The sequence below is a fragment of the Shewanella hanedai genome, assembly GCF_007197645.1.
Lineage (GTDB): Bacteria > Pseudomonadota > Gammaproteobacteria > Enterobacterales > Shewanellaceae > Shewanella > Shewanella hanedai.
Genome location: NZ_VKGK01000003.1, coordinates 1 through 10,947, shown reverse-complemented (window position 1 = coordinate 10,947; position 10,947 = coordinate 1). Strand labels below are relative to the sequence as shown.

General features: G+C 40.3%; 10 protein-coding genes. 3 read left to right on the top strand and 7 right to left on the bottom strand.

What is annotated here, in order from left to right; genetic code table 11:
* Nucleotides 1-100: 100 nt before the first annotated feature.
* Both FN961_RS03475 and FN961_RS03470 read left to right on the top strand, forming a co-directional pair.
* Nucleotides 101-925: a M90 family metallopeptidase gene (locus FN961_RS03475; RefSeq protein ID WP_143563159.1), complete on the top strand. Its 825-nt coding sequence runs from the start codon at nucleotides 101-103 to the stop codon at nucleotides 923-925.
* Between the two features lie 32 nt (nucleotides 926-957).
* Nucleotides 958-1,488 (top strand): nuclear transport factor 2 family protein, encoded by a 531-nt coding sequence (locus FN961_RS03470; protein WP_143563158.1) that lies wholly within the window; start codon nucleotides 958-960, stop codon nucleotides 1,486-1,488.
* 41 nt (nucleotides 1,489-1,529) lie between these two features.
* On the opposite strand, the gene FN961_RS03465 is transcribed toward FN961_RS03470, so the two are convergent.
* From FN961_RS03465 to FN961_RS03445, 5 genes are all read right to left on the bottom strand, one after another.
* A complete protein-coding gene (locus FN961_RS03465) occupies nucleotides 1,530-3,005 on the bottom strand; it encodes an HDOD domain-containing protein (protein ID WP_143563157.1) in 1,476 nt (491 codons plus the stop codon).
* Between the two features lie 340 nt (nucleotides 3,006-3,345).
* Nucleotides 3,346-5,064 (bottom strand): malate synthase A, encoded by a 1,719-nt coding sequence (gene aceB, locus FN961_RS03460; protein WP_229814623.1) that lies wholly within the window; start codon nucleotides 5,062-5,064, stop codon nucleotides 3,346-3,348.
* A gap of 831 nt (nucleotides 5,065-5,895) precedes the next feature.
* On the bottom strand, nucleotides 5,896-7,641 hold the full coding sequence (locus FN961_RS03455) for a tetratricopeptide repeat-containing diguanylate cyclase (RefSeq protein WP_229814624.1): 1,746 nt from the start codon (nucleotides 7,639-7,641) through the stop codon (nucleotides 5,896-5,898).
* A gap of 2 nt (nucleotides 7,642-7,643) precedes the next feature.
* Nucleotides 7,644-7,862 carry a hypothetical protein gene (locus FN961_RS03450; RefSeq protein ID WP_143563156.1) on the bottom strand — a complete coding sequence of 73 codons (219 nt, stop codon included), beginning with the start codon at nucleotides 7,860-7,862 and terminating at the stop codon, nucleotides 7,644-7,646.
* 60 nt (nucleotides 7,863-7,922) lie between these two features.
* Nucleotides 7,923-8,738, bottom strand: a complete 816-nt coding sequence (locus tag FN961_RS03445; protein ID WP_143563155.1) for an SAM-dependent methyltransferase — start codon at nucleotides 8,736-8,738, stop codon at nucleotides 7,923-7,925.
* A 539-nt stretch (nucleotides 8,739-9,277) separates the two neighbouring features.
* On the opposite strand from FN961_RS03445, the gene FN961_RS03440 reads away from it, so the two are divergent.
* The gene (locus tag FN961_RS03440; protein ID WP_143563154.1) at nucleotides 9,278-9,781 is read left to right on the top strand and encodes an outer membrane protein assembly factor BamE; all 504 of its coding nucleotides are present in this window, start codon (nucleotides 9,278-9,280) and stop codon (nucleotides 9,779-9,781) included.
* 74 nt (nucleotides 9,782-9,855) lie between these two features.
* Here the strand turns inward: FN961_RS03440 and FN961_RS03435 are convergent, their stop codons facing one another.
* Together FN961_RS03435 and FN961_RS03430 are read right to left on the bottom strand one after the other, a co-directional pair.
* Nucleotides 9,856-10,188, bottom strand: a complete 333-nt coding sequence (locus FN961_RS03435) for an RnfH family protein (RefSeq protein WP_143563153.1) — start codon at nucleotides 10,186-10,188, stop codon at nucleotides 9,856-9,858.
* Between the two features lie 29 nt (nucleotides 10,189-10,217).
* A complete protein-coding gene (locus FN961_RS03430) occupies nucleotides 10,218-10,655 on the bottom strand; it encodes an SRPBCC family protein (protein ID WP_143563152.1) in 438 nt (145 codons plus the stop codon).
* Nucleotides 10,656-10,947: the final 292 nt, after the last annotated feature.

Here is a 10,947-nt window from a genome sequence, read left to right as displayed (position 1 = left end):
GCGTTATTCATAATTCTAGCCTCCAGCATTTTAAACTTGAATTGTCATCACATTGACCATATCTATTTTATATTAGTAATTTAGAATGGATGAAGGTCTTATGCTCGCAATCGTAATCGTCTCTCTACTGGCGCTCTCATCTATCGCTTGGATAGCTTCTCGCTCATGGAGAGTCGCCAAGCATAGAAAACAGGTCATTAAGCACCCTTTCCCGTCCAGTTGGCGCACGATTCTCAAACAACGTATGCCCTACTTCCGTTCATTACCAACAGATCTTCAACTGCAACTCAAAGATCTCATACAGGTTTTTATCGATGAAAAAGAGTTCATCGGCTGTGATGGCATAGTCATTGATGATGAGATGCGTGTCACTATCGCCGCACAAGCTTGTCTACTGCTGCTTAATCGTAAAACAGATTTCTATCCTAAGTTGAAACAGATCTTAGTTTACCCGTCAGTCTTTATTGTGAAGGGGCATGAGCAGCATAGTGGTGGCGTTGTGGGGGATAAACAGAGGTTACTTTCAGGTGAGTCCTGGGAAAATGGCAAAGTCGTTCTATCATGGCAAACAACCCAAGACGATGCAGCAGACCCAAAAGATGGCAGTAATGTCGTCATACACGAGTTTGCCCACCAGCTGGATCAAGAAGACGGCAATGCCAATGGCGCCCCAATCTTAAGCTCTCTTCATGATTACTCTAGTTGGTCTGAAGTATTAACCCGCGAATTTTCACAACTTCAATCTCAAGCGGAGCAAAATATTCCATCCATATTCAGCTATTACGGTGCAACAAATCCGGCCGAGTTCTTCGCTGTTATCACTGAGGTGTTTTTTGAACGCCCACAAGACTTCTATCACGCTCACAGAGAACTCTATACAGAGTTAAGCCATTTCTTTAAGCTAGATCCAATAAACTGGCATTAACGTCATAATAAGAAAAATAAAGGAAATCATTAATGAAGTTTATCTCTAATAAAGTGCTCCAACTTTTACTGTTACCCGCAGCTTTCCTGCCTGCAATGACAATCAGTACATTCGCGCTAGCCGACTCTACGCCAGTTAGCTCTGCCATCACGCCCAAAGTTAATGACAATCAAGTATCCCTTGAAGCGGCACAGGTTTTAGACAGGTTACACCAAGCAGCAAGCGATGCCGATTGGGATAACTACTTTTCACTCTATCTAGCTGATGCTCTCTTTATTGGTACTGATGCCAATGAGCACTGGACCATGGATGAGTTTCAGCAGTACGCACGCCCAACACAAGGCTGGACCTACACACTCAAAAGTAGAAAGCTGTTAAAACGAGACAAGGTGATTGTTTTCGATGAACTGCTGGACAGTCAATCCTATGGCTTAAGCCGTGGTACAGGCACATTGATATTGACCGACACAGGCTGGAAAATAATGCAATATCATCTCAGTTTTCCTATCCCGAATGAAATAGCAAAAGAGATAACGGCAACCATCAAATCAAAGAGTAAGTAAGAGTATTTAGCTTTCACCATTCAGCCTAGAGACTCTAATCATCAATGGCCTAAGGCTGCTGTGAGACATAAATTGGCAAGTTGTGTGAAATGAGTAAAGTTATCAAATTCTGACTGGCCTAATGTTCGGGCTGTAATAGCTCTATCGGCATAAATAATACCAATCACCTTTTTTTCAACAATTAAAGGCGAGAGCATAAAGCCAGTAGCAGAAACTTTATTTTTAAGATCATCATTCATATAACGCAGCCATTTATCAACACTCGGCTCGTCAATGAACATAGACTGCTTCAACTCAATACTGTCACTAAATAAGCATGCAGTTTGTTCAAGAGAGATGATAAATTCACTTTTCATCTGCTCAGCCCCCTCACCTAACACCACTCTAGGCTGTAATCGTTTCCGATTAGGCGAAAGCAAGAGCACACCACAACGATCGACCCCAACTCCCATTAAAATACCTTCTAAGGTGATAGTGAGCACTTGATTAAAATCAGCGTTAGTCACGGCACAATCTGTCAATGCTCGCAGTTTTTTCAACTGCTCATTCATGTTTGGCATTCGCGCTATCGGCTTATTTATTTCAGCCTCTAGATCTCTCGTTAACATCTTTGGATTAGGAAGGTATTCAACAAGTACTTTCGCACCATAGGCTTCGGCTAGTTTCTTGGTGGCTTTGCTGCAACGTATCATGCGCCCTTTTAACTCATCAACTTCAATCTCTAGCATATTGGCAGTCTGTTGGAGATTATGCTGAAGCTCGCTCGCTGACGGATTTTCTTGGGTTAGTATTTCACAGATCTGATTAGACAAAAATATACTGCGGATCTCAGGGGTTCTTGCATCTGGGCTATTCAGTGCTTTTTGTAATACTTCCCCTAAGCCCCAAGCTCTAGCGATACCTTGAGACAACATATTAAAGGAGGTGCCCAATAGCTCTCGTACAATGGCTTTCTCCTCTTTAGCGTCGCAACATTGAGACGTTGAAGCATCAAGGGCGATGGCTTCATCACTGCCGGTACTCCAAAAGGCGCTTTCGCCTAAGTGATAGAGTAGAGAAGCGATAAAGACCTCTTCCTGTAACTCCTCGTCATGATCCCTTAGCATCATTTTTGCTAGCATGGCAGCTTGAAAAGCCCTTGCCATCAATTTTAATAAACGTTGATATACATTGGGGGTTAACCCCTCAGACTCTAATAAACTGCTCAAGAGTTTAGCGGTAATGCAGATACTGCGAATATTATCGAAACCGAGCATCACGGTCGCTCGGCTAACGGTTGTGATTTGATTATGACCTTTACTGTAGGTGGCGCTATTGGCAACCCTGAGAATCCGAGAGGTCAGCGCATTATCGTGCATCACACTCTTACCCAATATCCCTAAAGAGGAGACATCATCTTTAGCCAGCTTCTCAAGGGTTTTTACCGTCGAGCATAATGCAGGCATCTCTTGATCACTAATCCGTTTAGTCCAATAATCGATTCCTTTCGATTTAGGGTGAACAGTGCTTTTAGTCATTGATTTCAAATCATTCTCTAGAAAGGTAAAACAGCTTATTTAAAGTTTTATAAGTATAGATATAAAACATGTTACATACACGTTACGCAACTATTTATTCATATCTACAGCCATAACCTCATCAGCTAATACTTTGATTAAACTCAAGACAAAAAAAAGCGACCCGCTAAGGTCGCCAACACAAGCAAACATTGTCGTAGCAATGAAGCACAGTTGAAAGGAAAGAAAAGCCCGCACAGTACGTAGGAATACCGCACGGGAACAACCGCTGAAATTCAGCAAATTGAAACTTGTATCGTCAAAACCAACTAAGTAGACTGGCTTGACTAAAATAGTCGGATTATTCGATTAACATCTCATCACCAGGCTCAGTCAGAAACGCCACAAAATCATCACAGAGGGTGATCTGTTCAAGTAATACTGCAGCCTGTGTAAAGCGCCCATGAGTAAAACGTTTTTCACCCACTTCATGCTTAACTTTTGCGAGCTCTTCCACTAAACAAGCTTTAAACAAAGCCTTAGTGACCACAACGCCATTAGACAAACTCTGTTCATGCTTGATCCATTGCCAGATTGATGCGCGTGAGATCTCAGCTGTGGCTGCATCTTCCATCTGTCCATAAATGGGCACACAAGCATTTCCACTAATCCATGACTCGATATATCGCAGCGCGATGCGGATATTCAGCCTCATTCCGGCTTCGGTTCGCTCTCCATCACAGGGAGTTAGCAACTGCTTAGCTGCTATGGGGCCATCAACATCTCGAGTAATATGAAGCTGGTTAACATGATCAACGCCTATATACTCATTAAATATTCCCATCGCCGTATCTGCTAAATCAGGATGAGCAACCCAAGTGCCGTCGTGACCATTTTTAGCCTCAAGCTCCTTATCAATCCGTACCTTATCGAGTACAGCTTGAGTTAACTCATCAGTTCTAGCAGGAATTAACGCCGTCATGCCGCCCATGGCTAACGCACCACGTTTGTGACATGTTTTCACTAATAAACGGGAGTATGCACTCATGAAAGCCGTATCCATGGTGACGTCATGTCTATCAGGCAATATTCGATCACCGTGATTTTTTAATGTCTTAATATAACTAAATATATAATCCCAGCGACCGCAGTTAAGCGCGACAATATTGGAGCGCAATTCAAACAAAATTTCATTCATCTCGAATACAGCTGGCAAGGTTTCAATCAAACACGTGCACTTTATGGTGCCTGGCTGTAAACAAAAACGTTCCTCTACAAACGCGAATACCTTAGCCCACCATCTTGCTTCAAGATGACTCTCTAATTTCGGAACATAGAAATATGGGCCACTGCCCTTAGCCAATAATTGTCGATAGTTATTGTGAAAATAGAGTGCAAAATCAAATAATGCCGCCGGAATCGCGATACCATCAAACTCAAGGTGTTTCTCAACCATGTGCAAACCACGAACGCGACAAACCAGCACTGCAGGATCTTCATTGAGCTGATAATGCTTGCCTGTTTCAGCCGAGGTATACTCTATCTCGCCTCGTACTGCGTCACGTAGATTCACTTGCCCTTCAATAATCGCTTTCCAACTCGGCGCGAGCGAATCCTCAAAGTCCGCCATAAACACCTTAACATTGGCATTTAACCCATTAATGATCATCTTGCGATCAACCGGTCCTGTGAGCTCCACCCTTCTGTCTCTTAAGTCATTGGGGATCCCTCTAACCTGCCAATCACCTTCTCTTATCTTTCTGGTCTGAGGTAAATAGTCTGGTAACTCTCCAGCATCGATTTTGGCCAGCCTAAACTTTCTTGCATTCAGTAGTTCAGGAACTTGAGTGGCAAAGTGGTCACACAAACTAGAAAGTAGACTTAATGCACCTTCAGTTAAGACTTTCTCCTGACCGTCAACAAACTTGCCAGTGACCTTAATGGCCTCTTCCTTACTGCTAGGCGAATGAATCAATGCGCTCGCTTGTAGATGAGTTGCAACATCATCATGAGCATCTGAATCTAATTGAGGCATTCTCATTGCTCCCAACTCTGTATTATCTACCACTTGATGTGTCATCCGCTCTTCTCCAAATATCGGCACTCTGCCACCTGTGTATTTAGTTCCTTCTAAAATCAAATAATGATGAGAAAACTAAAACCATAGCAGTACCACAATATATCTTTTTAATCGTGTTAAACCTGTATTTTGAACAAAAGCTACTAACAAATGTATGCCTTTGCAAGTCTACAAAATGAACTTAACTGTATTATCGATTAGGAGACATTGATGTCTAGATAGCTAAAAAAGTGTAACAGATTTACCGTAAGCCTTTATATATAAACAGTAAAAACAAAAACACATTCTAGCAAAATCCATGATAGGTTAAATTTATCAGATAAGTTCACCACATAAAATCATGAATTAAATTACGTAATATAATAACGTTGTGCAATGAAATATTAACAACGAACAAATGAAACGGGCTGTTAGTCAATATTAGTTTCCGTTTCGAACTAACCCCATCGTAAAGCGATAAAAAAGATAGATTTAAACCACTTAGAAACATATCAATTGCCTGAAAATTAAAACAAGCGTTTAAACCTTACCTTTACGTAAGATAGAGAAAAAGAGAAACATTCCATTTACAACAGCCAACTTACGTTTGTCGATCAATATTGTTTTAGCGGTCTACTTTTGTTTAAAAAATAATGAAAAAAGTCAAAAAAAGTGCATTTAATTTCAATAAAGCGTCAAAGAGAAGCAAATTGCACAGAGTTATTTTTGGGAGGGAGGTTCATTTACTGTCGAAGGTAGGCTTTGATTACAGGGTAAGAACTAGGATAAAGCCAAAAAAGAGGCTAATAGAGGTAGAGGGGACGAAGCAACATTGTGTCTAACACATCTTAATCATGTCACTTCGCTACTGTAGACAGAAACACGATCTCTTCCATGCTCTTTAGATTGATACATGGCAACATCAGCACGCTGTATAATGGGGTCTAAACTTAAGTCCTTCACGGTACTGGTCGCAACACCAAAGCTGGCGCTGATGGTAAACTCATGACCCGAATAACGAGTTTCTATCGCCAAAATTTGAGCCCTACACTTTTCAGCCACTTTTTTAGCCGTATCATTGTCGGTATTAGACATGAATAGTGCAAACTCCTCGCCTCCAAAACGGGTAAATATATCACCACTGCGACACTCTATACTGACGACTTCGCATACCTTTTTAAGTACCCAGTCACCCATAGCATGACCATAGCTGTCATTGATATTTTTAAAGTGGTCCAGATCGAATAGAATCACACTGAAATTAACACCTGATATGGAGTCTTTAACGTATCTGTTTTCGGCTTTGTCTTGGCCAGTACCCCGATTATATATCCCGGTTAACACATCAAACTGAGCCAAGTTCTTGTACTTACGTTTCTGTAGCGTCATATTAATTGCAAACAGAGTCAGTACAATGAAACTTCCACAGATCAACAGGAACATCATACGTTCATTGTTACGTTGTAATTCGGTTAACTCAGCCTTTGCAGTGTAAAGCTCACGGTCTTTGTTGAGTAAATGGATCTCTCGAGTCTTCTCACCATTCTCAAATTTAGCCATCTGATAAGCGTTAGCTTTAGCTTTTGTATCATCGAGCAAAGTATTACTCAGGTCTTGATGAAGTACAAAATAATCATAGGCTTGTTTATAATCACCGGCTTGATATGACAACTCGGACATAACCTTCATCGCGATTTCTTTAAATTCTAGGTTCTTTGTTTCATTGGGAAGTGAGATAACGAAGCTAGCATACTCTTTTGCTTTTAGGGGCTGTTTCAAACCTAAATAAGTTTCAGCAAGAAGAGCGTGAATGTGGTTAATTTCTAATTGATATTGAAATATTTGATAATTATTTAATGAACCAACGAAGAGTTCAAGTGCTTTCAGGTAATTACCTCTTTCTAGCTCTACCATGCCTAAACCTTTCATAGACATGGCTCCAACCAAGGGAAAACCATTAACTTTACAAAATTCAGAACTATCTTTAAAGGCTGACGTAGCCCCATCGAGTTTGTTCAATTTTAGTTTTGAAACTGCGAAATAGAGTTTTGAGTGACACTGATTTTTCAGGCTTAGTTTTTCCTTGAAACGACTCGCTTTTAAAGAGTACTTTTTTACCTCTTCATAAGCTTGCAGCGATAGGTATAGGCCTGCTAAACGGATATAAACTTTACCTTTTTGTTCCATATTTTTTAAATTATCAACCAAAAGTGAGTTTAGTGACATAACATCTAAAGCTTTTTGATATTCAAGCAATGAAACATATGCTGTAGCTTGTTGTAAAAAAATAGAAACCTGTAATGAATTAGACGGATGTAAACTTTCTGCATTTTCAAAATAAATTAAAGATTTTTTATAGTTACCATTAATAAGTTCTCTGGTTCCCTGAAGGAGCAGGAATCGAGCTTTTTGTTCTACACTAAATTTTGATTTACTATTATCAATATCACTAATTAACAAGCTTGCTCTATCTGAGTCAATAATGGCTTCTTCTAGATTATCTAATATCCCATCCAGTTTTTCGCTATCGTATGCCTCAACAGTTCCCACAAAATATGTGAGAACTGATACCAACAATATTTTAAAAGCCAATTTCACAGTTATTTATTCTTTGGCGAACTAATAACTTGAAAAGCTCTACTTTGGGTTTTATCTCCAGATAGAGCTTTAAGCTTCTTATCATCTCCTGATATTACAGCTTTAACCTCTTCATCTGTTAAGCCATTTTCTTTCATTACACCTTCAGGATCTTTCTTGTAAGCGTCCATCAGATCAGAGTCTGAACCCAACTTTTCAAAAAAATCATTAAAATTTGACATTCATATTTCCTTTTTAGTATCTGTCATATTGTTAATTTCTTACTCGTTCTTTCATTAAATTTACCCTAACTCTGCCTCAGTGATCCCTAACTTAGCTAATATCGCATGATTAATCTCAAGCTTGCTAGCAGGCGGAATCAATAAAGTACTGATTGCCGTCAAACGGGAAAAAGGCAGTTCTTTTAGGGTTAATGTATCAATTCTGGGTGCTTGTATCGGCAAATTAGGGGCTTCATAAATAGTGATCTCATGATCCAGCGGATACCACTCACTGAGTTGTTCAACCAATACCTGTAAACGATCAGAAGAGGTATGAAACTCAGTTAAAGTATGCTCGCCGGCTATCCCAATCTGCCAAAGTAACAAATGAGTGGTAGGATCTGGAGTATGTTTATAGAACATAAACTGACTGGCTTCGAAGCTTTGATGACCTGAATTACCGGGATCAATACCTAAATCAGCCCATAGACACGCTTCGGCAGAAATACCAGGTTCCATCTTGGCGCTGTAACCTTCATCTTTAGCTTGCTCAATAGCAAAATGTGAAACGCAGGCAAAAACACCTGGATGTCCGTACAAGGCGCAGACCACTTTCTTGCCTAAGCGCACTTGTTCTAAAATGGCTTGCACCATCTGGTCATAAGTATCCCGGCGGTTCTTAATTTCATCCCCCTGGGCATAGAAGGGTTGAAGACTTCGCACATCACCATTAAGGGTTTCTAGCCATCGCTGTGCAAAACCATCGGACACTAATGAAAATACCACATCGGCATTTTCGATATAACTCTTACTCAACACGGTTATCTGGCCAGCTAGATTTAAGCCGGTACCAACACAGACTAAACTCCCTTGGGCGTATTTAGCTTTTAACTCCATTGCTGCCTCTATACCTTGACGGTTACTTTAGTTATTGTCATTGCTCTAGTTATTTTTTTAATAATGATTAACTTTACACTCATTGTTACGCCAGTTAGCAACAATTACATTCTCATAACTTTCATGGTACTTTGCAAGTAGTTATTGAAATCGACAAGACATGTTAACCTCAAGTTAAATAAAAGGTTAGTCATTAAAATTCAATAGATTAATAAAGAACACCTAACATCTTGTCCAATATTTTATGCAAGATGGCGAGATATTAGTTTTGTAAATACCGATTTTGTCTAACTACCAGTACCTTTTATGAGCAGAACTTGTCGCGAATGAGAAGAAAGCTGAGGAACGAAAAAAGCCTAATGTTGTCACACCTATAGCTTAAACAGGGTTCTTGAAACTAAAAGTCATAAATTAGCAGCACAAGATCCACTTAACTCAAATCGAATTACTTTTCGTTAACCAGAGCAAGGATAACCCTTGTCAGCATAGGGAGTGCTTCGGTATGATATCCAACAGATTTTTAGGAAGTAGCGTATTCAATGACAATTAAAAAGAAAAGTCTTACCCTTTTGGGCGCTGTTGCGCTCTCGATTTCGCTCAGCGCTTGTAGCGTCTTTGACTGGTTAATCTATAAACCCGATATACCACAGGGTAACTATATGGAAACTCAACAAGTAGAAAAGCTACGTGTTGAAATGACCAAAGAGCAAGTTGAATATATTCTTGGCCGCCCAGTGTTACGCGACAGTTTTGCCGATGACACTTGGTACTATGTGTATCACTACAAAAGTGGTCGTGATGCCAGTATCACTCATAAAGAGTTGATCATTCACTTTAACAATGATCAGTTAACGAGCGTAGTGGGTGATTATGATTTGTCGGAGGAGTTTAATACCCCTCTCGATCAGAGTCGCTTACCTGATGCAAGCCAAATTGGTGAGGTGGAACAAGCGGTTCCATTAATCCCTGAGCAACGTCCAGATGCTAAGCCTTTAGTTGAAGAGACAGACCCAGAAGCACAGGCAAGTAAGAAGTTTGAATAAATAGCCTAATAAAAAAGGTGCTAACGCTTATGCGATAGCACCTTTTCTGTTTCTATTGACGACAAATGATTAGGTTATAGTTTTGCGCCAGTAATTTTATTGCTGCGCCCTTCATCTTTCGCTTTTTCAGCTCGCTTACGCCGAACATCTTTCGGATCGGCAATCAAGGGACGGTATATTTCAACTCTTTGACCAGGCAGCAGCACCTCAGTATGCTTGACTGCACGGCTAAAAATGCCCAGTTTGACTGACTCAAGATCTATATTCGGGAAAAAAGTGATCATCTCACTCTGCTTCACCGCTTCAATGCAGGTGGTACCGGGTGCAACTTTCACCATGATCCGTTTTTGCTGAGTCGGCAATGCGTAAATCACCTCAACCGCAAAATGTTCTTGTTCTATCTTCATTATAAATTCTCTTTAACGCCAGCATTAGCTTACTGCTCTTTATAGATGACTTTTGCTCTTCCTGTGAATGCCGTCACCATAGAGGTCATAAGATCTTTAAATATTTTCCCAAAAGCCATATCAACTAAACGACTAGAAAACTCAAAATTCAGATCAAAATCAATTTTGCAGGCATCTTCGGTTAATTCTGTAAAACGCCACTCACCGCTTAAATATTTAAAAGGACCATTTTCAAGGGCGAGTTGAATACTCTTACCGGGAACGACCTGATTTCTCGTCGTAAAGGTTTTACTGATCCCCGCCTTAGACACATCGACAGATGCAAGCATGGTTTCCCCATCGAACTCCAGAACTTCACCTCCAACACAGCCAGGTAAGAACTCCTTGTAAGATTCTACATCGTTGACAATTTCATACATCTGCATTGCACTAAAGCGCACCAACACACTGCGGGATATCTTTGGCATTCGACTCTATTACCTAAAAACAATAACCTAGAAAATGTAGGTAGGATAATCTCTATAATCAGATTTTAACACGATCGTAGTAAAACTCATATTTCCTATCGACCAGATAAGGCGTTTCAATTTATACCAATCAGTATAAAGATTTGATCGCTCAGCGAGAGTTTCGCGGTTCTGAGGCAAGGTCATTAATTGCTCCTGCATTAATGACATTCACCACATCCATGTGGCTTGCAGCGAGTGAAGAGCATAGTTATTCTACGGTTAAGCTCGTTAACACAGCATCAGAACCGCT